Genomic DNA, 22,983 nt, shown 5'->3' on the forward strand with positions numbered 1-22,983 from the left:
AACGGCGCCCCCACAATCGGAGGCGCCCCTTGAAATGGCACGGGAGCGGCTTGATCCGCCGCTCCTCGTCTTATTGGTCGAAGCCAACCTTGTCGACCAGCTCGCTGGCCTTCTTGCGCAGCTTCGCAATCTCGGCGATCGGGGTGGTGTCGGCCTTGAGTTCCCCGAAAGACGCGATCGTTGGATGGATCTTGATGCCGGCTTTGATCGGATATTCCGAGTTCGCTTCGGCGTGAATCTGCTGGGATGCATCCGAGACCATGTATTCCATGAACTTAACAGCGTTGGCCTTGTTGGGCGCGTACTTCGTCAAGGCGAGGCCCGAGACGTTCACATGGGTTCCACCACCCTCGAACGTCGGGAGGATCACGTTGATGGCCTCACCCCACTTCTTTTGCTCGGCATCGCTGCCGTTGAGCATGAGGGAGACATAGTAGGTGTTGCCGACAGCGATATCACAGACGCCCGCCAGGATGTCCTTGGCCTGTTCGCGGTCGCCGCCCGAGGGCTTCTTGGCAAGGTTGGCCTTCACGCCCTTCAGCCATTCCTCCGCTTTTGCCTCGCCCTTGTGTGCGATCATCGCGGCGATCAGGCTGATGTTGTAGAGGTGCTGGCCCGAACGGATGCAGACCTTGCCCTTCCACTTGGGGTCGGCAAGCTCCTCGTAGGTGATCTTGTCCTGCTTCACCCGCTCCTTGGAGGCATAGACGACACGGCCGCGCAGAGCGATGCCGAACCAATGGCCCTCAGGATCGCGGTAGGCGGCCGGGATGACCTTCTCGAGCGCCTCGGACTTCACCGGCTGCGTCACGCCGTAATCCTTTGCGGCAGCCAGGCGCCCGATATCGACCGTGATGATCAGATCGGCCGGGCTGTTCTGACCCTCGGTGCGGATGCGCTCCTCGAGACCGTTGGCGATGAAGATCGTGTTGACCTTGATCCCGGTCTCCTTGGTGAACTCGTCGAGGACAGGCTTGATCAGGCCGGGTTCGCGGGTGGTGTAGATGTTCAGCACTTCTTGGGCGAAGGCCGAAACACTCGTTCCTACCAGGGCCCCGATGGCCGCTGCACCCAAGAGCAGTCCGCGTCCAAACGAAAGGTTCACCATTCCCGAAGTCCTCCAGCAAGCGTCGCGGGCGAGCCGTCTCGCCCAGTCCTGTTGACGCTGGAGGAACCATGATCGCGCTACCGCGTCAATTGAAAATCGAGTAATTTCAATACCTTATAAGATTTCTAAACTGCTTGCATTTTGTAGTTCTTCTAAGCTGACGCGGCCTTCTGCACGGGCTCGATATCCGGCAGCGCCGCGCGAAGACGGACAATTTCCTCTTCCATCTTCTCCATGTTCGCGAAGAGGCGCTCGCTCGTGAGGCGCAGGAAGTAGAAGCCGAATTCAGGATTTTGGAAATAGAGCTGGCGGACCTCGTCATAGGAGATGCTCAGCACCTCTCCGGCTTCAAGGCACTCGAGGGTTTGCGTGCGGGTGTTGCTCGGAGACATGAAACCCATTTCGCCGACCACCTGACCCTGGAGAAGCTCGATATCGATCTCCTTGAGGCGATAGCGACCCGAGATCGTGAAGAACATGCAATTGGCGACGTCGCCCTTGGCGAACAGCACCTCTCCGGTCTCTGTCCTGCGGCGGGTCATGAAGGGCTTGAGCCAATCCATGGACAGATCGCTCTTCGAGGCGTGCTTCACGCGCTTGATCAGGCCCAGCATCTGGTAAAGCCGAGTGCCGTTGAGCGGCAGCAGGATCAGATTGACCACGAGGCTGGGATAATTGCCCGTGAACGAGGAGAAGATCAGGGAGCAGATATTCGCTCCAATCCCTATGCAGCGCAGAGGGATGATCGTCTTCATCGCGCTGCCCGTGACGGCCAGGACGGCCCCGAACCACCCGATGGCCTCGTACCACGTCATAACGTTCATCCCCGCATTTTGATCTATCGTTACGGCATATAGCACCAAGCTAGGAATCGGCGCCAGCTACGCATTGGCGCAGGGCGCCAGACTCTTTGGGAGAGGGTTCCGGACCGGAACCGATGGTCGCCGCGCAGGCGACTGTACCAGCGTCCCTGAAAGTTCGCCGTTACGGCCTGGCTTGCCCGGGAACGCTCAGGGTCCGCCGTTGCGAGGTCGTGCCAGATTGTGGGGCGGCGGAGCGCCGTGGGGCATCCGCCGAGAGAGAAGGCGGGGGCGGAACGGGATCGCGTGGCAGTACCCCGACGGGAGCCGTAGAGGCGACGCAGCCGCTCAAGGCAAGTCCGGCAAGCACAGCAGCAGGAAACATTAGGGAAAGACGCATGGTTTACTCCACAGGAATCGATCCAGAAGCTAGACCATAAGGTGTGGAAGTCGAGTCTTCCTTCAATAGCAGGATGTTCGACAGGACCATCGCTTGGTGCATGAAACGGCGACATTTTTCTGCGACTTACGTTAGGAAAGTTCTAGGCCGGGGCCTCCTCAGGGAGGTTGGCATGCCTAATTATCAAAGAGCAGCACGAGAGGACTTTATGGAGGGCCGTTTCAGCGTGAAGACTGCAGGAGCCTTGATCGTCGCCATGGTCTGCGCAGGGCCTGCCTGGGCCAAGTGTCAGGATGGTCCGAGCCCCGGGGTCGATTGGTCCGGATGCTCCAAGGCACGCCTCATGCTTACGAACGAGGACCTCACCGGCACCATCTTCCGGCGCTCCCTCCTGACGTTGAGCGATTTCGCATCCTCTAAGATGGCCGGCGCGAACCTGAGCGAAACGGAGGTTAGTCGGACCCGCTTCGAGGGCACCGATCTGTCCAAGGCGGATTTCACGAAGGCACTCGGCTGGCGGGCGAATTTCGGCCAGGCCAACCTCACCGGTGCCGTCTTCAGTTCGGCCGATATGAATCGGTCGAATTTCGCCCAAGTGAAAGGGACTGGCGCGAACTTCAGCAAAGCTGAACTGAACCGGTCCGACTTCAGTGGTGCCGACCTTGCGGGCGCGAACATGTCCAAGGCGGAGCTCGCGCGGGTGCTCTTTCAGAGCGCGCGAGTGACTGGTATTGACTTCAGCTATTCCAATCTGTCGCGTGCCCGGCTCGACGGCCTGGATCTGCAAGGCGTGAACCTCACGGGCTCATACCTGTATCTGACCCAGTTCGGCGGCGCTAACCTGAGCGGAGTGACCGGCCTGACTCAGGCGCAGGTCGACATCGCCTGCGGAACCGCACAGACCAAGCTTCCAGCCGGTCTCACGGCGCCGAAAACCTGGCCCTGCAAGGACGAGGAGGAGTGAGGCTCAGCGCGCCTGTGCAACCAAGCTGCAGCGTGGCCGTTGAAAAGATGGACAGACGTTATCTCAAGAGGTTTCCCAGTTCCCTTTCTTCGAAGGAGTGCGTCCGATTTGACCACGCTCAAGGAATTCGAGGATGCCCTGCGCGAGCAGGGGATGCACATGGCTCTCGCAATCCTGGAGAGGCTACGGGAGCGGGATCGGACCAAACGTTCGGTGACTCCTGCCCGCCGGATTGCTGGACGGAAGATGACGCCGGAACTCGCCCGTCGGATTCTGGAGCTCCATGGAACGACCGAGATGACCCAGCAGGAAATTGCCTTTCAGCTCGGCGTCAATCAGGGACGGGTGAACGAGGTCATCAAGAGAGGCAAGTGGCTTCATGACGACCCGGCTTCGCCTGAGGCCATCGCCCGGGACAAGGCCAAGGCCCGTATGGCCGTTGACGCCGCCGGCAAGCGCCCGGCGCGCCGGGTGATCAAAGCCGTCTCTGCCGATCAGAAAAAGGCCTCGAAGCCGAAGCTGAGCAATCAGGCGCAGTTGTTGTTGGGTGATCTATAGGGCGACATGTGAAAAGCTGGCCCTCATGGGGCTTACTTGAAAGTCTGGCCTGGCCCTGATCAGGCTTGTCATTGCCCCCAGGCGTGCCCGCGATGGGGCAGCCGGACTAGCGCAGAAAAAACCCCGCCCAGGGGGCAGGGTTGAGTGATCTCCTCGCCTTCGGTTGTCAAGCCGAAAACGCGATTATTAGGGCATGCCTTAAAAGTAATGTCAAATGACTTTAAAGGTATTGTTAAGAGACTTAGTTTCCACACTATTGGACAAAATTCCTTATATCGAAAGTAGTACTACTTTTGTGACCATTGAATATTGATCGAACATGTAGGTGTTGCTCCTTTGCAATAGCTTTCCCAAGCGGAACAGGCGTAAGTTTTCACCGTGAGTCCTCACACCAAGGGGTTACGGTTATGAGAAAGTGCGTACTTAGCCTCCTAGCAGGGGTTGCAGGCGTGACGCTTGCTGCAGCCGCTGCCTCTGCCGCCGACCTACCCAGTCAGGCACCACCTCCGGCTCCGATCGTGACGGCGCCGATCTTCACCTGGACCGGTTTCTACGCCGGTGTGAACGCCGGCTGGGGCTGGCGCGACAGCAATCGGGAATCCGTCATTCTTGGCGGCGCCGTTCCTGGTACGCTGTTCTTCCCTAACAACGACGACGGTGGATTCACCGGCGGTGGCCAGATCGGCTACAACTACCAGATCGGTTCTTTCGTGATTGGTGTCGAGACCGACATCCAGTGGGCAGATACCGATCAGAGTGAAACAGTTGCGTTTATTCCGGCGGGCCTGCCGGGCACCTTCGTACCCGGCACCTTCGACAACAACCTGTCGGATTGGTTCGGCACCGTGCGCGCCCGCGCGGGTGTCGCGTTCGACCGCGTGCTGATCTACGCCACCGGCGGTCTCGCCTATTCAGACGACAACACCGGATGGGTGGCCGGCGGCGGCGTCGAGTGGGCTCTGCCGGTGAACTGGTTCGGCTCCTCGGCTGTGACCTTCGGTGTCGAAGGCCTCTGGATCGGTTTCGACGACGATGATGACAACCTGGGTCGCTTTGCCGGCACCTTCACGCCGACGGGCGGGACCCCGGTCGATCTCTTCGTGCCGAACAACAACAACGACGACAACGACTTCTTCGTGGCTCGCGCCAAGCTGAACTTCAAGTTCGGCACTTACTGAGCCTTCGCTATCGGCGGAGAAAGGCCCGGGACCTCCCGGGCCTTTTTTGTGCCGTCGGCGCGAGGTCGGATCGGGCTTGCCGATGTCCGAGAAAGAAGTAGGCCGCGACCCTGTCCTTGGCGGATCTGTGGTCGCGGCCCCGGCCCGTGTTTGCCCCCACGGGAAGCTCCGCCCTAAATCCCTTAATCGTGACCTCAATGAGGCCGGGAACGAGCTGTCGATTCTTGAAGAAAATTTGGAACCAACGTCAGCGGTGGGCGTTTATTGGCATCTCCGGTCATTTTTGCCCCTACGGCCGGACACCTTGAGAGCACCCCAGCGGGTGCTCTTTCTTTTTGTTATTCCTCGCCTTTTCAGATCGAATCAGGTGTAAGCTAGAGCTTATGGAGTGGGACTCACGCGTTCAAGACGTCTTGGCCCTCCACATCTTGCATCCTCGCAAAACGCGATTGCTAATCCGAAAAGTGCCCCTCACTCGTAACGGCGCTCGTCCGCGATGATCTTGCCGTCGTTCGGAAGGTGGCCGGGCGAGGCGAAGCTTACCGATCCTTTCAGCTTCGCGACAGTCTGAAGCGTTGCGCCGACCGCGGCCGAGAGAGCCTCGCTCGGCGCGGCGGTTTCGGCCATGAGCGTCATCACGTCCGTCTCGCCGTCGCGGGTCACGACGAGGCGCAGACGTCCCAGTTCGGGATGACGCCGGCCGATCTCTGCGACCTGCTCGGGTCGGATGAACATCCCTTTGACTTTCGTGGCCTGGTCGGCCCGTCCCATCCAGCCCCTGATGCGCATATTCGTGCGCCCGCAGGAGCTGAAACCGGTCATGGCCGCTGTCAGGTCACCGAGAGCCAGGCGGATGATCGGCCGGTGGGCGTCGAGGGTCGTGACGACGATCTCACCCACATCACCCGGAGGCACGGGGTCTCCGGTCCCGGGCCGCACGATCTCAACGATGATGTCTTCGTTGACCACCAGACCTTCCCGGGCTGAGGTTTCATAGGCGATGAAGCCGAGATCCGCCGTGGCATAAGCCTGATAGGCCTCGATGCCCTTCGACGAGAATTCGTCCTGCAGGGACTTCGGAAAGGCAGCCCCCGAGACGAGCGCGCGTCTGATCGATGAAACGTCCCGATTCGAGGCTGCCGCGCCGTCGAGCAGCACCTTCAGGAAGTCAGGGGTGCCGCAATAGGCGACAGGACGATAAGCCTCGATCAACTCGAATTGCTGCTCGGTGTTGCCCGGACCCGCTGGAACGACGGCGCAGCCGAGCGCGCGCGCACCCGAATCCATGATGAAGCCGCCGGGCGTGAGATGATAGCTGAAGGTATTGAGCACCACGTCGCCGCGCCGGAAGCCGGCGGCGAAAAGACCGCGAGCCGAGCGCCAGGGGTCTTCGATATGGGGTTCGGGTTCGAAGATCGGACCGGGCGATGTAAACAGCCGACCGAACGAGCCGCATGGCCCGGCCACGAAGCCTCCAAAGGGCAGGGCGGCTTTCTGCTGTGCCGGCAACTCGGATTTGCGCAGCACAGGAATTTTGGCAAGCGCCTCGCGGCTTCGGATGCTGCCCAGGTCGATCCCGGCGAGACGCGCCGCGTAGGCGGGGGCCTCGGCGGACCTGTTCAAGATTTCCGGCAGCCGCCCGAAGAGCGCGGCTTCGCGCTCGGCGGGATCACGGGTCTCATTGACGTCGAAGAAGTCGGACAAAGCGATTTTCCTGACTTTCTGATCCATCATGCAAGCCAGCGCTTGCGGCGCTTGTAGCTCTTCACGGCCCGGAAGGACTTTCGGTCACCTTCCGAGACCCCAAGATAGAACTCCTTCACGTCCTCGTTCTCGCGCAGCATCTGCGCGGGCCCGTCCATCACGACGCGTCCCGTTTCGAGAATGTAGCCGTAGGTGGCGTATTTCAACGCCATGTTGGTGTTCTGCTCGGCGAGGAGGAAGGAGACGCCTTCCGTGGCATTGAGTTTGCGCACGATCTCGAAAATCTCTTCCACGATCTGGGGCGCCAGCCCCATGGAGGGTTCGTCGAGCAGGATCATGGACGGGCGGGACATCATCGCCCGGCCGATGGCGCACATCTGCTGTTCGCCGCCGGAAGTATAGCCCGCCATGGAGGTCCGCCGTTGCTTCAGGCGCGGAAAATAGCCATAGATCACCTCGAGATCGCGCCGGATCGCCGCGTTGCCGTCCTTGCGGGTGAAAGCACCGGTGAGCAGGTTCTCCTCGATGGTGAGATGGCCGAAGCAGTGGCGTCCTTCGAGAACCTGGATGCAGCCGCGTCGCACCAACTCGTTGGGAGACAGGCGGTCGACGCGCTCGCCGTTGAACTCGATCGACCCCTTCGTCACTTCGCCGCGCTCGGCGCGGAGCAGGTTGGAGACGGCTTTCAGCGTCGTCGTCTTGCCGGCGCCGTTCGCCCCGAGCAGGGCCACGATGCCGCCCTTCGGCACGTTGAGGGACACGCCCTTGAGCACGAGGATCACGTGGTCGTAGATGACCTCGATGTTATTGACGTTGAGGACGGTCTCCGCCGGGTGCGGCTTGTTCGGCTCATGGATCTGGATGGCGCTTGTCATGGGCGAGTCTTTCGGAAATCCCTCTCCCTTGAGGGAGAGGGCAGCGTTGAGGGCGAGACCGCTTTCGGACGTCCTAGCCGGGTCTGTCCCGACTGTCCCGGTTGCCGGAAGCACTGCGCTTCTCGGGATCGAGATCACCGGCACAGGGCCGGTGATGACGTGAGCGGCTGTGTCGGCCTATGCGGCTGGATCAGCCAGATCAGCTCGCCTTATCACAGGTCTCCGTGCGCTTGGGCCAGCCGGCGTTTTTCTCGGCATAGTCCTTCGCGGCGCCATCGAGCTGGCTTTTGACCCGATCCGTCATCGGCTCGATCGGGTTGGAGATCTTCACCCACTTCGACCCGTCCCATTCCTGCATGAAGGCAGCGCGATGGCCGTTGTGGTCATTGCAGGACAGGACGAGTTGGTCGGTGAACCCTTCGAGGCCGAGTTCCTTGAGCCTGGCCGCATCGAGCTTGATGTTCTCCATGCCGCGGCGCACGTCCTCACCGGTCACCGCCTTCTTGCCCGTGAGCTTCTGGGCCTGGGCGATGCCCTCGGCGATCAGCAGGGAGTTGTAGACCCCGCGGTTGTAGAGCACCTCGCCCACCTTGTCCTTGGCGGCTTTCGACAGACCCTTGTCGATCACGTGCTTCTGGATGTCCTGGAGAGCCGGGAAGTTCGCCCCGACCGCGTGCCAGTTCAGTTCCTTGAAGCCCTTCGCGCCTGCGCCGCCGCTGCGGGCGTCGTCCTCGCTCGGCCACCATACGGAGTAGAACTTGTCCATCGGGTAGCCGGAACGGACGGCTTCCTTCACGGCTGCGCCGTTCATGGAGCCCCAGCCCCACATGATCATGTAGTCCGGCCGATCCCGGCGGGCACTGAGCCATTGCGAGGACTGGTTCTGCATGTCCTGGGCGGCGACCGGATAGAGCGCCACCTCGAACCCGATGTCCTTCGCGAGGTCCTGAAGGAGCGGAATCGGCTCCTTGCCGAAGGCTGCGTCGAGATGGATGAAGCCGATCTTCTTGCCTTTCAGCTTGTCGAGACCGCCTTCCTTCTCGCCGATGAACTTGATGATCATCGACAACCCGTCCCAATAGGTGGCCGGGGGATTGAACACCCAGGGGAAGATGTCGCCGCGGGCCGATGCCGACAGCCCGTAAGCCATGGACAGGATCGGGATCTTGTCCACCGAGGCGCGCGGGATCAGCGGCAGCGTGATGCCGGTCGACCACGGGTTGACGATCACCGGGTTCTTGCCCTTCACCGCCTCATAGCATTCGACGCCCTTCTTGGTGTCGTAGCCGGTCTCGCATTCCTCCAGCACGAGCTTCACGCCCCCGATGCCGCCGTCGCGCTGGTTCAGCATCTCCAGGTAGTCGTGCATGCCGTCGGCGATGAAGGTGCCGGACCCCGCGAAGGGCCCCGTCCGGTAGGTGAAGAGAGGGACATAGATCGAATCCTGCGCAAAGGCAGGAAGGGCAGTGCCGGCGAGCATCGTAGCGGCGGCTAATCCTAGGCTCATTGTTCGAAACGACATGGTGGCGTTTCCTCCCGTTATATCGGCCGAAAAGCCGAATTCTTGTTTCGCTTCGTCGTCTCCCTTTGGGCAGTCCGTCAGTAGGGGAAGGGCCACACCAGGAGCTTCTGCTTGCCGATCTGCCAGAGCCGCGCGAGACCGTGCGGTTCGACGATCAGGAAAAAGATGATGAGCGCGCCTACGATCATGAAGCGCAAATGCTCGATGACATCGGCTCCTACCGAGAGGCCGAAGGGCGACAGGGCGGCCGGCAGCACGATTCCGAGGAAGATCGGCAGGATGAAGATCAACGCCGCGCCGAAGAAGGATCCGATGAGGCTGCCCAAGCCGCCGATGATTACCATGAACAGGATGAAGAACGACTGGTTGATGTTGAACACGTCGTATTCCGCTCCACCGTACCAGAGGAACACGAGGAGGGCGCCGGCGACGCCGCAGTAGTAGGAAGAGACCGCGAACGCCAGGAGTTTGGTCTGAAGGGGCCTGATCCCCATGAGCTCGGCCGCCAAATCCATGTCGCGGATGGCGATCCACATGCGCCCGATGCGACCGTGAACGAGGTTCGACGCGAGCCAGGTGAGCAGAATCACGATGGTGAGCACCAAAAGGTAGCGCGTCTGGGGCGTTGCGTTCGGCCCCATGATCGGAATACCGAACAGGGTGCGCAGCGGAGCGTCGAGCGCACCGGACACGTTGTAGTTCACGAGCCACGGGATGCGGATGAAGCACCACTGCAGGAAGAATTGGGCGGCGAGCGTGGCGACGGCGAGATAGAAGCCTTTGATGCGCAGGGAGGGCAGGCCGAACAATGCGCCGACCGCGGCTGAGAAAAATCCCGAGACGAAGATCCAGACGATCACGTTCACGCCGGGAAAAGCCGTCATCAGCTTGTAGCAGGCATAGGCGCCGACACCCATGAAGGCGCCGGTGCCGAGCGACAGAAGACCCGTATAGCCGGTGAGGATATTGAGCCCGATGGCTGCAAGGGAGAACACCAGGAAGGGGATCATCACCGCTTGCAGCACGAAGCTGTTCCCGAGGAAAGCCAGGGCATAGGCGGCCAGGATGATGACGGCGAGCCCAATCCGGTCTTCCCGCAAGGGGAAGATCGCGCTGTCCGCCACGTAGTTGGTCTTGAACTGGCCGGCCTCGCGATAGAGCACGGAAGCGCCTCCCTAAATCCGTTCGATGATCTTTTCGCCGAACAGACCTTGCGGTCTGTAGAGCAGGAAGAGGAGGGCGATGACGTAGGCGAGCCACGTCTCCACGCCGCCGCCGACGAGCGGCCCCCAGTAGAACTCGCCGAGCTTCTCGCCGACCCCGATGATGAGCCCGCCGATGATGGCGCCCGGGATCGACGTGAACCCGCCTAGGATGAGGACCGGAAGAGCCTTCAGCGCGATGATCTGGAGCGAGAACGACACGCCCGAGCGGGCGCCCCACATGATGCCTGCGACAAGAGCCACCATGCCGGCCGCAAACCAGACGATCACCCAGATCTGGTTGAGCGAGATGCCCACCGAGAGCGCCGCCTTGTGGCTGTCGGCCACCGCCCGTAGCGCACGGCCGATGCGGGTCTTGGAGAAGAACACGGCGAGAAGGCCGATCATGATCGAGGCGATCACGGCAGCGGCGACGTCGAGATGCTGGAGCCGGATCGAGCCGCCGAGAGCATCGATCTCCGTCGTGCCCTGCGGCAGAAAGAGCTGTTCCGTGATCATCTCCCGCGGGTTGCCGCCGAAGATGAGTTCGCCGAACCCGATCAGGAAATAGGTGAGCCCGAAGGTCGCCATGAACAGGATGATGTCGGGCTGGTTGACGAGCGGGCGCAGCACGACGCGCTCCACCACCATGGCGAGGACCAGCATGGCGACTGCTGCGAGGAAGAGAGCCAGAAAGGCCGGAACACCCTTCTCGTAGAGGCCGACTAGGATCAGCGCCGCGAACACGACCATGATCCCCTGCGCAAAATTGAACACACCGGATGCCTTGAAGATGAGCACGAAGCCAAGCGCGATCAGGGCGTAAAGGACTCCCGAGACCAGCCCCTCCCAGAGGGTCTGGATCAGGAGATCCGGAGCCTCGCCCATGAAGACGAAGGGTTCGATGAAGACCTTGTACAGCATGTCCATCGCCAAAGCCCTTCAGTGCGCCACGCCGAGATAGGCGTCGATCACGCGCCGGTCGCTCTTGACCTCGGCTGGCGTTCCGTCGGCGATCTTGCGCCCGTATTCCAGCACCACGACCCGGTCGGAGAGATCCATCACCACGCCCATGTCGTGCTCGATCAACGCGATCGTGGTGCCGTATTGCTGATTCACCTCCAGGATGAAGCGGGACATGTCTTCCTTTTCCTCGAGGTTCATGCCCGCCATGGGCTCGTCGAGCAGCAGCAGTTCCGGCTCCATGGCCAGGGCCCGCCCGAGCTCGACCCGCTTCTGGAGACCGTAAGGCAGCCGCCCCACCGGAACCTTCCGGATATGCTGGATCTCGAGGAAGTCGATGATCTCCTCGACAAAGCGGCGATGCGCGACCTCCTCCTTCATGGCCGGGCCATGGCGGAAGAGCTGCCAGAAGAAGCTCGAATGCATCTTGATCGAGCGCCCCGCCATGATGTTGTCGAGGGTCGACATGCTCTTGAAGAGTGCGACGTTCTGGAACGTGCGGGCGATGCCGCCACGCGCCGCCACATAGGGACGCATTTTCGGGCGTTTCACCCCCTTGAACGTGATGCGGCCCTCGGTCGGATAATAGAAGCCATTGATGCAGTTTAGCATCGAGGTCTTGCCCGCGCCGTTCGGTCCGATGATGGCGCGGATCTCGCTCTTGCGGATGTCGAAGGACACGTCCGTCAGGGCTTTGACGCCGCCGAATCCCAGCGACACGTTCTCGACCGCGAGCAGTACGTCGCCCTTCGCCTGCACGGGATGATCCGGCGCTCTCATTCTGCGGCCTCCAGCACGGATCCCGGCTCGGCCGCCGGGTAGAGCGTCAGGTCCCTGATCTTGACACGAGCGGCAATCACCCCCTTACGGCCGTCCTCGAACGTGACCTCGGTCGAGATGTCCGCCTCGGAGGAGCCGTCGTAGAGCGCGTCGATCAGCGGAGCGTAGCGCTCGGCGATGAAGCCGCGGCGCACCTTCTGGGTCCGGGTCAACTCACCGTCATCCGCATCGAGCTCCTTGTGGAGGATGAGAAAGCGCTTGATCTGAGCACCGCCCATACGTGGTTCGGCGGATAGCGAGCGATTGACCTCGTCCACGTGCTTTTCGATCATGTCATAGACGAGTGGATGTCCGGCGAGCTCCTGATAGGAGGCGTAAGTCACGCCGTTCCGCTCGGCCCAATTGCTCACGGCCACGAGGTCGATGTTGATGAAGGCCGCGACATGGTCGCGCCCATCGCCGAAGCAGACCGCTTCCTTGATGTTCGGATAGAACTTCAGCTTGTTCTCGACGTACTTCGGCGGGAAGAGCGCGCCGTCGCGCATCTTGCCCACGTCCTTGGCCCGGTCGATGATCTTGAGATGACCGTTCTGGTCGAAGAAACCCGCATCGCCCGAATGCACGAAACCGTCAGGTGTCTTGGTCTCGGCCGTCTTCTCGTCATCCTTGAAATAGCCCACGAACACGCCGGGCGAGCGGTAGAGGACCTCGCCGCTGTCGGCGATGCGGATCTCCACCTGCGGGGCCGGTCGCCCGACCGTGTCGGCGCGGATCTCGCCGTCGGGCTGCATGGTGATGTAGACGGAGGCCTCGGTCTGTCCGTAGAGCTGCTTCAGGTTCACGCCGATGGAGCGATAGAAGCGGAAGATCTCCGGACCGATGGCCTCGCCCGCCGTGTAGCCGACCTTCACCCGCGTCATGCCGAAGCGGTTGCGAAGCGGTGCATAGACGAGCACGTTGCCGATGTTCCAGAGCAGTCGGTCCCTGACGCCGACGCCAGGCTCCCTGTTCAGGATCTTCTCGCCGACCTTGCCGGCGTGGTTGATGAAGAAGTGGAACATGCGCCGCTTGAGGGCACCGGCATCCTCGATGCGCACCATGGTCAGCGTCAGCATGCTCTCGAAGACGCGCGGCGGTGCGAAAACGTAGGTGGCGCCGATTTCCCGCCTGTCCTCCGCGACGGTCTCGGGGCTTTCCGGGCAGTTGACGCAGAGGCCCGACAGGATGGCCTGGGCGTAGGAGAAGATGTGGTCGCCGACCCAGGCGATCGGCAGATAGGCGATGATCTCGTCCGTCTCGTCCAGCTTGTCGAAATCGCAGCCGATCTCGGCGGCGGCGATCACCGCGTCCGATGTGAGCATCACCCCCTTCGGCCGCCCGGTTGTCCCGGAGGTATAGAGAATGATGGCGAGGTCGGACCCGCGCCCTTCCTGAAGGGCGAGGTCGATGGCGGCAGCCTCTTGGGCATCCTTCAGCCGCGCGCGACCTTCCTCCACCACTGACTCTATGGAATGGAGACGGCTGTGGTCGTAATCCCGCAGGCCCTTCTGCTCGTCGTAAAGGACATGCTGGAGTTGCGGGATCTGATCGGACACGGAGAGAATCTTGTCGACCTGCTCCTGGTCCTGCACGGCCGCATGGGTCACTTCCGCATGGCTGAGCACATAAGCCATCTCGTCGGCCACGGAATCCGCATAGACCGGGATCGGGATCGCGCCGAGCCATTGAGCGGCGCAGATGCTCCAGTAGAGATACGGGCGGTTATAGCCGATGATGGCGATCTTGCCGCCGCGCTTCAGGCCGAGCGATTGCAGGCCACAGGCATAGGCTCGGACGATGTCGTGAACCTCGCCCCAGGTCCATGATTGCCAGATCCCGAGATCCTTATGCCTAAACGCCGTGCGCGTTGGGCGCAGGCGCGCGTTACGCGCCAACAATTTCGGGAATGTGTCCGCGCGCGCATCCGCAGCCGTCGTCAACGACGTCAACCTCCCTGGCAGCCGCGCGCTTCGACAACGCGTGGTATGGCTTCGCTTCCTCTGGCGCATGAAGATCGGTTTTCATGCGTCCGCCGATCTGTGCCGGCTTGCCCGTTCGGGCGTTGTTGGAGGGTATTCTGTCGTGCCGGTCAGGGGACGGCAAGGTGCCTAGCACCGCTACCATGGGCTAATACAGCTCGGTCGCCTTTGGGCGGTGTCGGGGCTGGTTGGGCCGCTGCGGGATGTCTACGGCACGGCCGTGAGAGCAGCAGGCTCGATGTCTTCGGCCTTCACGACGTGCTCTATGCCGACCGTGTTCTTGACGCGATAAAGCGGAGCATGGTCGTCCGGTACTAGGCAGACGATGCAATAGATGCGGCGATCCGCATAGCCCGAGGACGCACTCGTGATCCGGACGAGCTGCCCGATATGGAATGCCTCTTTCATCAGCGCCTCCATCAGCCTGGGATGCGATGAACGGAGCTTGCCGGATAGCCGCGTTGCAAGGAACTATTCCTGTCCGACCGTCAAGCTTGGGTGTTCTCCCCGACCCCTTTCAGGTTGACCGGGATCAAGACGGATGCCTGAGGCAAAACGATGGCGTTTTCGGATTTTTTGTCCCGTTTCCGCTGCGTCATCCCGTCCTCTAATCCCTGTCAGCCGAAAAGAGACCGAACTGAGAATAGGCGCATTAAGATGGGATAAATGGCTGAAGCTCGAGGCCCCCTGGTCGCCGCGAGCTCCTCGAGTTTGACGGTCACTGTGCTGGGGGCGGCGGGTTGCTGCGGGGATTGGCAGGCGCCGAATTGTTGCCGGGCTGATTGGCGTTGTCCGTGCTTCCGGTCTGGTCCGGTCCGTCTTCACCGCAAGCGGCCAGGGCGAGTAGGGCGGCCAGTGGCAGGATCATTCGAAGGCGCATCGGGATCTCCTCAACATGGTGCTCTTCAACGCCTCGCCGGCTGGACGGTTCACCGCCGAGCTTACAGGCAATGGCACGAGGCCCCGTCATCCAAGCGCGATGGCGTGAAAGAAGCTGCCCGTGACCAGCCCACGACGATGCCCAGCGGTTCCGAGATCATTGCCTTCCGCGTCCGTGATCGTCGCGAAGGCCGCGTCCTGGGAGGCGTCGCTCCGGATCACGGACGCATAGTGGAACTCGTGGCCGACAAGACGCTGGCCGGCTGCTCCCATGATCCCGTCCCGGGCGAGACAGGCAACCCGATACCCGAGATGCATTCGGCGTTTGGCAAAGCTCGTCTCGACCGGTAGGAGACCGGCCATGGGGTGCGTGCGGCCGTCTCCGTCCTCAATGGATTGGCCGAGCACCATATAGCCGCCGCACTCGCCATGGACCGGCCGGGTCTCGGCGAAACCGCTCAGTCCCTCACGGAAGCGCCTTGCTTCCGCAATGCGGCCTGCGTGAAGCTCGGGATATCCACCCGGCAGCCAGCAGACGTCGCACCCGTCCGGCGGAGGTTGGTCGGCAAGCGGCGAGAAAGTGATGATTTCCGCTCCCGCCTGACGCCACCCCGAGAGCACATGCGGGTAAACGAACGAAAAGGCCTGGTCCGAGGCCAGAGCGATGCGCTGGCCTGGGGGCGGCAGGCTCGTCGCATGGTTCGGAGGTCCAAGGCGGGTCGGGCGGGCGAGGGCGACGATCCGGTCGATGTCGAGCGCGGCTTCAACGGCATCTGCGAGGCGTTCGAGGCGTGCGTCGAGTTCGTCCGTCTCGCCGGCCTGCACGAGACCGAGGTGGCGCTCCGGAAGGGTCAGATCGCCGTTGCGCATGACCGCACCGAGAACCGGCAAGCCGATCCGTGCCATGCCGTCCTCGACCAGCCGCCGGTGGCGGTCGCTCGCGACCTTGTTCAGCACCACCCCGGCCACGTCGATCCTTGGATCGAACCGGGCGCAGCCGAGCGCGACGGCGGCTGCCGATTGCGCATGGCCGGACACGTCGAGGACGAGGATGACCGGCCAGCCGAACAGGGCCGCGATGTCGGCGCTGGCGCCGGTGCGGCCGGTCTCGTGGCGGATCCCGTCGAAGAGGCCCATGGAGCCTTCCGCGATGATGAGATCGGCCTCCTGGCCAGCCTCGGACGCGAGGGTTTCCAGCAACGGTGTGCTCATCGCGAAGCTGTCGAGATTGAAGCTCGGTGCGCCGATGGCGGCAGCGTGGAACGCGGGATCGATGTAATCTGGCCCGCATTTCATGCCGCGCACCACCACGCCCTGGCGGGCCAAGGCACGCTGGAGCCCGAGCACGACCGTCGTCTTGCCCGAACCGGAGCGTGGTGCCGCGATGAGAAGTCCGGGACCGGCGTTCACTGCGCGGCCTCGCTGCCGAACTCCAGGAGGTGATTGGCGATAGCCGAGCGGAAGGCCGCGATCGCCCCGATGGCGACGATGGCGGGTGATCGGATGAGCCCTTCTTCCGCGAGCCTCGGCAGGACCTCAAGGGTCCCTTCCACGATACTTTCCTTTCCGGTCGTTGCACCGTGCACCGCGATGGCCGGCGTATCCCCTGCAAGTCCCCCTGCCAGGAGCCCTTCCACAATGGACGGTAAGCTCGAGACAGCCATGTAGAGCACGATGGGAGCACCCGTGCGGGCGAGCGACGTCCACTCGATCTGAGCGTCGGGCGCCGCGTGACCGGTGGCGAGGATGACCGCATGGTTCGTCCTGCGCATCGTTGCCGGGACACCGTGAATCGCGAGGGCCGCAAGGCCGCTGGACACGCCCGGGATGATGCGGAACGCAACGCCGGCGTCGGAGAGAGCCAGCGCTTCCTCGCCGCCGCGACCAAAGATGAAGGGGTCGCCGCCCTTGAGCCGCAGAACCCGCTTCCCATCGCAGGCCAGCTCGATCAGCCGTTCGCAGATGTCCCTCTGAACGGCAGAGGGCTTGCCCCCGCGCTTGCCGGCGAATTCGAGCACGGCTCCTTCGCGGGCGAACGACAGGACGGCCGGGTCGACGAGGGCGTCGTAAACGATGACGTCCGCGGCTGCGAGCGCGTTCATTGCATGTATCGTAAGAAGGCCAGGATCGCCCGGGCCGGCCCCGACGAGCCAGACCGTTCCGGGAGCGAACGGGGGCGAGAGGCGGGACAGGGAGGTCATGCGAGCCTCCGGCCCTGGACGGCATTCACGGGATGGCTGTTGGAATTCATGGGGACGATGTAAGAGGGCGTATGGACGAGAGTAAACCCGCCGGATCGCTGCGCCGTGGCTGGACCACGGGCGCCTGCGCCACGGCAGCGGCCAAGGCGGCTTATCTGGGCTGGCGGACGGGCGATTGTCCCGATCCCGTCGAGATCGCGCTCCCGGGCGGAGCACGGCCGGCCTTCTCCATCGCCTTGAGCGAGGTCGCGGAGGAGGGCGCGCGGGTCGGTGTCGTGAAGGATGCGGGCGATGACCCTGATGTGACACACGGGGCCTTGGTGATCGCGGCCGTCCGTATGGGGGCGCCGGGCTCGGGTGTGACGTTCCGGGCGGGCGAAGGCGTCGGCACGGTCACCCGGGCCGGCTTGCCCCTGCCGCCGGGCGAGCCCGCCATCAATCCGGTCCCGCGGCAGATGATCCGTGACAACCTGGAGGAAGCCGCGCGCAGCGCCGGTGGTCCTATGGATATCGAGGTCGAGATTTCGGTTCCAGGCGGTGAGGATCTTGCGAAGAAGACCCTCAACCCGCGCCTCGGCATCCTGGGCGGGCTCTCGATTCTCGGTACCACGGGCGTGGTGGTTCCCTATTCCTGCTCGGCGTGGATTCACAGCATCTATCGGGGCATCGACGTGGCCCGCGCCGGGGGGCTCGACCATGTGGCGGGCGCGACCGGCTCCACGTCCGAGAAGGCCGTGCAGGTCCTGCACGACCTGCCCGATCATGCCCTGATCGACATGGGCGATTTCGCCGGCGGCATGCTGAAATACCTGCGCCGCAATCCGGTCCCGCGGGTCACGATCGCGGGCGGCATCGCCAAGATGACGAAGCTCGGCCAAGGCCTGCTTGATCTCCATTCCCGCTCCGGCGCGGTCGATCTTGCCTGGCTGGCCGAACGCCTCGTCGAAGCGGGAGCGGACCTGTCCCTCGTGGGACAGGCTCTCGGGGCGAATACAGCTCTGGAAGTGCTGGAAACCGCGAAACGCCTTGGCCTTCCGCTCGGCGACGTGGTCGCGCAGCATGCCTGGCGCACGGCCGCCAAGGCCCTGGGCGGTGCCACAATCGCCCTCGAAATCGCGGTTTTCGACCGCGACGGCCAACTCGTCGGTCGCATGCCGTTCCATCCGGTCGCCTGACGCCCAGCGTTTCATAGACTGTCCTTTCGGGCGCCAGGACGGAAACGCCGGTCGTAATCGGCCGAATAGAGCGCGCTGTCGCGAAAATCCCCTGCGTCCAATGTCCGTCCCACCAGGATCAGCGCCGTCCGCTCGAGCTTTTCAGCGCGCGCCATGGCGGCGATCGTCTCCAGGGTCCCCTTGATCACACGCTCGTCGGGCCAGGAGGCGCGCCAGACCACGGCGGCCGGGCAGTCGCCGCCGTATGCGGGCAATAGGTCCTCCACCACCTGTTCGATGACGTGGATGGACAGATGAATGGCGAGCGTTGCCTTCGTCTGCGCGAAGGTGGCAAGCCCCTCCGCCTCCGGCATGGCCGAGGCGCGGCCCGAGGTTCGCGTGAGCACCAACGATTGGCCTACCTCCGGCACAGTCAGTTCGCGGCCTAAGGCTGCGGCTGCGGCTGCGAAGGATGGGACGCCCGGGGTGATCGTGTAGGAAATGCCGAGCGCCTCAAGGCGCCGCAGTTGCTCGCCCATGGCGCTCCAAATCGAAAGATCGCCAGAATGGAGCCGTGCCACATCCTCGTCGGCCTCATATGCCCGGACGAACTCGGCCGTGATCGCGTCTAAGTCGAGGGGCGCGGTGTCGACGAGCCGAACGCCGGGCGGGCACCAGGACAGGATCTCCGGCGGAACGATGGAACCGGCATAGAGGCAGACGGGGCAGCGTTCGATGAGGGAGCGGCCGCGCACGGTGATGAGATCGGCGGCGCCGGGACCCGCTCCTATGAAATGGACGGTCATGGGCCAGTCTCCAGGCGTGCGAGGGCACAGGTGGCGGATTGCGATGCAATACGGTCGAGAACGAGTTCGGCGCGAGGTCCTGCAGCTGCGAGGGCCGCCGCTTCCGCAACGGATCCGACGCCATGGGCAGCGATCGAGCGAGCCGAGTGCGTGTGGATGCGAGGAGCCGCTGCGGACAACTCGGTCTTCTCGACTGATATCGCCGCGACCGCAAGCGTTTGGGCTGCCGCTGCGAAAGCAGGCAGGTCAGCAAGGGAATCGAGAGTCGCCAGCTTGGTCAAAGCCTCGCGTGCGAGTGCAGCCTGCTCGAGCGCCTGCTCCACGAGAGCCACGATTTCTGCGGCGGCGACGCTGCGTCGGAAGCCAATCCCTGCCACGATCATGGCTTTGTCACCGTCCATTGCGTGACAGGCATCGCGGCCCGCCAGCCGTGCATGCCTCCGACCGGTCCGAGGCGCGAGACGGCAAGGCGGCGCATGGTGCCGCCATGCTGCGCATAGAGAGTGCCGAGAAGCGTTTCGGTTTCCAAAGTCACTCCATTGATCACGAGCCGCCCTCCGGGTTTCAACGCCGCCCATGCGGCCTCGGAGACGCCCGATTCCGAGGCGCCGCCACCGATGAAGATCGCATCGGGCGCCGGCAGATTGGTCAGGGCTTCCGGTGCGCGCCCGATGCGAATGTCCAGATCCGTCGCGCCGAGATCGAGGGCATTGCGGCGTGCGCGCTCGGCACGCTCTGGCCGTTCCTCAATCCCTATGCAGCGGTTGCGCGGATGGCGCAGGCACCATTCGATCCCGACGGAGCCGGCACCCAGCCCAATATCCCACAAAAGCTCGCCCGCTCTCGGAGCGAGGGCCGCAAGAGTGAGGGCACGAATCTCCGCCTTCGTGAGCTGACCGTCATTCTCGAAAAAGTCATCGGGCAGGCCTGGTGCGAGCGCCACGACGCGCGCATCCTTTGCGGGAACGACCTTGATCGCAATCGTGTTGAGTGGGTCGATTTCACTGATGCCGAAGTCGGCAGCCGTGACCCGTCGGTTGCGCTCGCGCGGGCCGCCCAGGGCTTCGCACACGGTGATCGTCGACTCTCCGAAGCCGCGTCGTGTCAGGAGATCGGCGACCTTGCCCGGTGTCGAGCCGTCCCATGACAGAGCCAGGATACGGGCGCCCGGCTGCAGATGGGGAATGATCCGCTCGAGCGTGCGGCCATGCAGGCTCACGCAGTCGCAGTCGGGCAGAGACCAGCCCAGGCGTGCGGCTGCCAGGCTGAAGGCGGAGGGATGCGGGAAGCAGGTGATCTCCCCCGCCGGGATCAGGCGTGCGAGCTCGGCACCGACGCCGTAATGGAACGGGTCTCCCGTCGCGAGAACGCAGGTGGGCCGGCCGCGCCGGGCGAGGATCATCGCGTAGCCGTCCGCGAAGGGGCTCGGCCAAGTGATCGTTTCTGCGGTCACGGGAGCGGCTAGGGCAAGATGGCGCGCGCCGCCGATCACGACCTCCGCCTGATCGAGAGCCGCCAGCGCCGCACGGGAGAGCCCAGCGCGCCCATCTTCGCCGATGCCGACGATCGTGAGCCAGGGGCTGCCCGGCGCCATGCTCGACTCCGGCTCAGAATTCAGGGAAAAGGAGCTCATGCGCATCCTCATTCTGGGCGGCACCACCGAGGCCTCCGCGCTCGCAGCGCGGCTTGCCGGCCGGTCCAAGTTCAGTCCGCTCCTGTCCATGGCCGGTCGCACCAGCGATCCCCGTCCCATGCCGGTTCCCACCCGAATCGGCGGCTTCGGCGGCGCAGCGGGTCTCGCTAGGTTTCTGCAAGATGAGGGGATCGAGGCTGTCGTCGATGCGACGCATCCCTTCGCCGCCGTGATCTCTCGAAACGCGGCCGAGGCCTGCCGACAGACCCACGTGCCGCTCCTCGCGCTGCGCCGCCCGGCCTGGACCCGGCAGGAGGGTGACCACTGGATCGAGGTCTCGTCCATGGAGGCGGCCGTCAACGCGCTGGGTCAAGCCCCTCGTCGTGTCTTCCTGACCGTTGGCCGTCTCGAACTCGCTCCCTTCGCGGTCGCGCCGCAGCACACTTATCTCGTGCGCACCATCGAGCCTATCGGCAATGCTCTGATGGCACCGAACGTCGCTGCCATTCAGGATCGTGCACCCTTCGACGAAGCGGCCGAGCGCCTCCTCATGGAGCGCGAGCGGGTCGACGTGGTGGTGACGAAGAATTCCGGCGGCGCGGCGACGTATCCGAAGATCCTGGCGGCGCAATCTCTCCGCTTGCCGGTGATCGTCGTGACGCGTCCGCAGAAGCCGCTCGATACCGAGGAGGTCGCGACCGCCGATGCGGCGCTCGATTGGCTGGAGCGTGTTCACGGCCGAATTCCATAGAACCGTGGCGTGTAGACCCATGGTTCCTGGTTCGCGATCCGCTCGATCAGGCGCGTGGTGGACGCGCCGATGATGATCATGGTCGACATGTCGGCCATGGACGCCTCCGCCTCCGCGAGCGGGAGGATCCTGACCCGCTCGTCGGGTCGGCCCACCGCGCGGACAAGGATGATGGGCGTGCCAGGGCTACGAATCTCCGACGCGATCGTGAACGCCGCCCCGAGTTGCCAGGGGCGGGCGGAGGAGATCGGGTTGTAGAGAGCCACGACGAAATCGGCCGCGAGGGCGGCCCTCAGGCGCGCCTCGACAACCTCCCAGGGCTTCAGGTTGTCCGAGAGCGACATGGCGCAGAAATCGCCGCCGATCGGGGCACCGACTCGGGCCGCCGCGGCGAGCATCGCCGTAATGCCGGGCTCCACGCAGATGTCGAGGCCGCGCCAAGCCGGATCGCCGTTCTCGACGGCCTCGAACACGGCCGCCGCCATGGCGAACACCCCTGGATCCCCACCGGACACCACGGCCACGCGGGCGCCGTTCGCCGCGAGATCGAGGGCGAAGCGGGCACGGTCAAGTTCGACGCGGTTATCGGAGGCGTGCCGGCGCAGGCCGGGCCGATCCTGCACGCGGTCCACATAGGGACCGTAGCCGACGATGTCGGTCGCGGAGGCGAGGGCCTCGGAGGCGGCCGGCGTCAGGTAACGCGGGTCGCCCGGGCCGAGACCTACGATGGTGAGAAGGCCCGTCATACGCGCCTCCCTCGGCCCGGCACGATGATCAGGGAAAAGTACGGGGCCTCGAAATTGTCAGGCAGGTCGGGCAGAGGAACGATCCTCTCTTGGGCCATGGTGGCGCGCTCCACATAGATGGCGCGCTCGAACAGGCCGGTGGATCTGAGGACCGCCCGGACCTTCGGCAGATGGCTTCCGAGCTTCATCACCACGGCGGCGTCGGTGCCGGAGAGGCGGCGCGCCAGCTCCGGCTCGGGGAGCGTGCCCGGTACGACGGTCAGCACGTCGTCACCCCAGGTGATCGGCGCGCCAGCGCGGGTCCAGGCACCTGACATGGCGGTGACAGCTGGTACCACTTCAATCGACAGGCGGTCTTTCAGACGCCACCAGAGATGCATGAAGGAGCCATAGAAGAAGGGATCGCCTTCGCAGAGCACCGCGACGGTGCGGCCCGCCTCGACCTCGGCGAGCAGCATTGCGGCCGCTTGCTCATAGAACGGATTGAGGGCCGCCGCATAATCGGGATGATCGGCCGGGATCTCGGTGGTGACCGGATAGGCGAGGGCGATCTCGCGCTCCGGGCTCGGGCCCACGATGGCGTCTGCGATGGTCCGCGCGTTGCCGCGCCGTCCCCGCTTGCAGAAATGGACGAGCCGGTCGGCGCTCTCCAGCACCCGGCGGGCGCGCACGGTCATGTAGTCGGGGTTGCCGGGGCCGAGGCCGAGGCCGAAGAGGCGGACGGGATCCTGCATGGTCATC

At 63.7% G+C, this 22,983-nt stretch carries 23 protein-coding genes; 5 read left to right on the forward strand and 18 right to left on the reverse strand.

Annotation, left to right across the window (positions count from 1 at the left end; translation table 11 throughout):
• Positions 1-70 precede the first annotated feature (70 nt).
• Together KBI52_RS26730 and KBI52_RS26735 are read right to left on the reverse strand one after the other, a co-directional pair.
• A complete protein-coding gene (locus KBI52_RS26730) occupies positions 71-1,108 on the reverse strand; it encodes a Fe(3+) ABC transporter substrate-binding protein (RefSeq protein ID WP_173949132.1) in 1,038 nt (345 codons plus the stop codon).
• A 152-nt stretch (positions 1,109-1,260) separates the two neighbouring features.
• Positions 1,261-1,923, reverse strand: a complete 663-nt coding sequence (locus KBI52_RS26735; protein ID WP_173949206.1) for a Crp/Fnr family transcriptional regulator — start codon at positions 1,921-1,923, stop codon at positions 1,261-1,263.
• Positions 1,924-2,651: 728 nt separating this feature from the next.
• Between KBI52_RS26735 and KBI52_RS26740 the strand changes: the two genes are divergently transcribed.
• The 3 genes from KBI52_RS26740 to KBI52_RS26750 all read left to right on the forward strand — a co-directional run bounded on the left by KBI52_RS26740 (position 2,652) and on the right by KBI52_RS26750 (position 5,008).
• Positions 2,652-3,272: a pentapeptide repeat-containing protein gene (locus KBI52_RS26740; protein ID WP_256439517.1), complete on the forward strand. Its 621-nt coding sequence runs from the start codon at positions 2,652-2,654 to the stop codon at positions 3,270-3,272.
• A gap of 108 nt (positions 3,273-3,380) precedes the next feature.
• Positions 3,381-3,830, forward strand: a complete 450-nt coding sequence (locus KBI52_RS26745) for a sigma factor-like helix-turn-helix DNA-binding protein (RefSeq protein ID WP_173949134.1) — start codon at positions 3,381-3,383, stop codon at positions 3,828-3,830.
• 518 nt (positions 3,831-4,348) lie between these two features.
• On the forward strand, positions 4,349-5,008 hold the full coding sequence (locus KBI52_RS26750) for a porin family protein (RefSeq protein ID WP_315974853.1): 660 nt from the start codon (positions 4,349-4,351) through the stop codon (positions 5,006-5,008).
• A 471-nt stretch (positions 5,009-5,479) separates the two neighbouring features.
• On the opposite strand, the gene KBI52_RS26755 is transcribed toward KBI52_RS26750, so the two are convergent.
• From KBI52_RS26755 to cobA, 11 genes are all read right to left on the reverse strand, one after another.
• Complete coding sequence (locus tag KBI52_RS26755; protein WP_371823218.1) at positions 5,480-6,739, reverse strand: phenylacetate--CoA ligase family protein; 1,260 nt, start codon at positions 6,737-6,739, stop codon at positions 5,480-5,482.
• Positions 6,739-7,587: an ABC transporter ATP-binding protein gene (locus KBI52_RS26760; protein ID WP_173949137.1), complete on the reverse strand. Its 849-nt coding sequence runs from the start codon at positions 7,585-7,587 to the stop codon at positions 6,739-6,741. The genes KBI52_RS26755 and KBI52_RS26760 overlap by 1 nt, the downstream gene beginning before the upstream one ends.
• A gap of 199 nt (positions 7,588-7,786) precedes the next feature.
• On the reverse strand, positions 7,787-9,109 hold the full coding sequence (locus tag KBI52_RS26765) for an ABC transporter substrate-binding protein (protein ID WP_173949138.1): 1,323 nt from the start codon (positions 9,107-9,109) through the stop codon (positions 7,787-7,789).
• Between the two features lie 77 nt (positions 9,110-9,186).
• Positions 9,187-10,272 (reverse strand): branched-chain amino acid ABC transporter permease, encoded by a 1,086-nt coding sequence (locus tag KBI52_RS26770; protein ID WP_210812288.1) that lies wholly within the window; start codon positions 10,270-10,272, stop codon positions 9,187-9,189.
• A gap of 12 nt (positions 10,273-10,284) precedes the next feature.
• Positions 10,285-11,235: a branched-chain amino acid ABC transporter permease gene (locus tag KBI52_RS26775; RefSeq protein ID WP_371823216.1), complete on the reverse strand. Its 951-nt coding sequence runs from the start codon at positions 11,233-11,235 to the stop codon at positions 10,285-10,287.
• Between the two features lie 18 nt (positions 11,236-11,253).
• Positions 11,254-12,054, reverse strand: coding sequence for an ABC transporter ATP-binding protein (locus tag KBI52_RS26780; protein WP_173949141.1), 801 nt, complete (start codon positions 12,052-12,054; stop codon positions 11,254-11,256).
• Positions 12,051-14,102 (reverse strand): long-chain fatty acid--CoA ligase, encoded by a 2,052-nt coding sequence (locus KBI52_RS26785; RefSeq protein WP_210812290.1) that lies wholly within the window; start codon positions 14,100-14,102, stop codon positions 12,051-12,053. Before KBI52_RS26785 ends, KBI52_RS26780 begins: the two co-directional genes overlap by 4 nt.
• A 177-nt stretch (positions 14,103-14,279) precedes the next feature.
• Positions 14,280-14,480, reverse strand: a complete 201-nt coding sequence (locus KBI52_RS26790; RefSeq protein WP_173949143.1) for a hypothetical protein — start codon at positions 14,478-14,480, stop codon at positions 14,280-14,282.
• Between the two features lie 310 nt (positions 14,481-14,790).
• Positions 14,791-14,952 (reverse strand): hypothetical protein, encoded by a 162-nt coding sequence (locus KBI52_RS26795; protein WP_173949144.1) that lies wholly within the window; start codon positions 14,950-14,952, stop codon positions 14,791-14,793.
• A gap of 86 nt (positions 14,953-15,038) precedes the next feature.
• A complete protein-coding gene (locus KBI52_RS26800; protein WP_210812291.1) occupies positions 15,039-16,361 on the reverse strand; it encodes a cobyrinate a,c-diamide synthase in 1,323 nt (440 codons plus the stop codon).
• A complete protein-coding gene (gene cobA, locus KBI52_RS26805) occupies positions 16,358-17,152 on the reverse strand; it encodes a uroporphyrinogen-III C-methyltransferase (RefSeq protein WP_210812292.1) in 795 nt (264 codons plus the stop codon). The genes KBI52_RS26800 and cobA overlap by 4 nt, the downstream gene beginning before the upstream one ends.
• Positions 17,153-17,223: 71 nt before the next feature.
• On the opposite strand from cobA, the gene KBI52_RS26810 reads away from it, so the two are divergent.
• Positions 17,224-18,327, forward strand: a complete 1,104-nt coding sequence (locus tag KBI52_RS26810; protein WP_210812293.1) for a cobalt-precorrin-5B (C(1))-methyltransferase — start codon at positions 17,224-17,226, stop codon at positions 18,325-18,327.
• An 11-nt stretch (positions 18,328-18,338) separates the two neighbouring features.
• On the opposite strand, the gene cobM is transcribed toward KBI52_RS26810, so the two are convergent.
• Genes cobM through cbiE form a run of 3 tightly spaced genes read right to left on the reverse strand, consistent with a single transcriptional unit; the run spans position 18,339 to position 20,745 of the window.
• Positions 18,339-19,112 (reverse strand): precorrin-4 C(11)-methyltransferase, encoded by a 774-nt coding sequence (gene cobM, locus KBI52_RS26815; RefSeq protein ID WP_210812294.1) that lies wholly within the window; start codon positions 19,110-19,112, stop codon positions 18,339-18,341.
• Complete coding sequence (locus KBI52_RS26820; RefSeq protein ID WP_210812295.1) at positions 19,109-19,513, reverse strand: cobalamin biosynthesis protein; 405 nt, start codon at positions 19,511-19,513, stop codon at positions 19,109-19,111. Before KBI52_RS26820 ends, cobM begins: the two co-directional genes overlap by 4 nt.
• Complete coding sequence (gene cbiE, locus KBI52_RS26825) at positions 19,492-20,745, reverse strand: precorrin-6y C5,15-methyltransferase (decarboxylating) subunit CbiE (RefSeq protein ID WP_247654675.1); 1,254 nt, start codon at positions 20,743-20,745, stop codon at positions 19,492-19,494. The genes KBI52_RS26820 and cbiE overlap by 22 nt, the downstream gene beginning before the upstream one ends.
• On the opposite strand from cbiE, the gene KBI52_RS26830 reads away from it, so the two are divergent.
• Complete coding sequence (locus KBI52_RS26830; protein ID WP_173949150.1) at positions 20,744-21,496, forward strand: cobalt-precorrin-6A reductase; 753 nt, start codon at positions 20,744-20,746, stop codon at positions 21,494-21,496. The two genes, cbiE and KBI52_RS26830, sit on opposite strands and share 2 nt — an antisense overlap.
• Here the strand turns inward: KBI52_RS26830 and cobJ are convergent.
• Both cobJ and KBI52_RS26840 read right to left on the reverse strand, forming a co-directional pair.
• The gene (cobJ, locus tag KBI52_RS26835) at positions 21,478-22,242 is read right to left on the reverse strand and encodes a precorrin-3B C(17)-methyltransferase (RefSeq protein WP_210812296.1); all 765 of its coding nucleotides are present in this window, start codon (positions 22,240-22,242) and stop codon (positions 21,478-21,480) included. The genes KBI52_RS26830 and cobJ overlap by 19 nt on opposite strands.
• Positions 22,239-22,982, reverse strand: coding sequence for a precorrin-2 C(20)-methyltransferase (locus KBI52_RS26840; RefSeq protein ID WP_210812297.1), 744 nt, complete (start codon positions 22,980-22,982; stop codon positions 22,239-22,241). Before KBI52_RS26840 ends, cobJ begins: the two co-directional genes overlap by 4 nt.
• Position 22,983: the final 1 nt, after the last annotated feature.

Origin of the sequence: Microvirga sp. HBU67558 (genome assembly GCF_018069605.1) — a bacterium.
Taxonomy (GTDB): domain Bacteria; phylum Pseudomonadota; class Alphaproteobacteria; order Rhizobiales; family Beijerinckiaceae; genus Microvirga; species Microvirga terrae.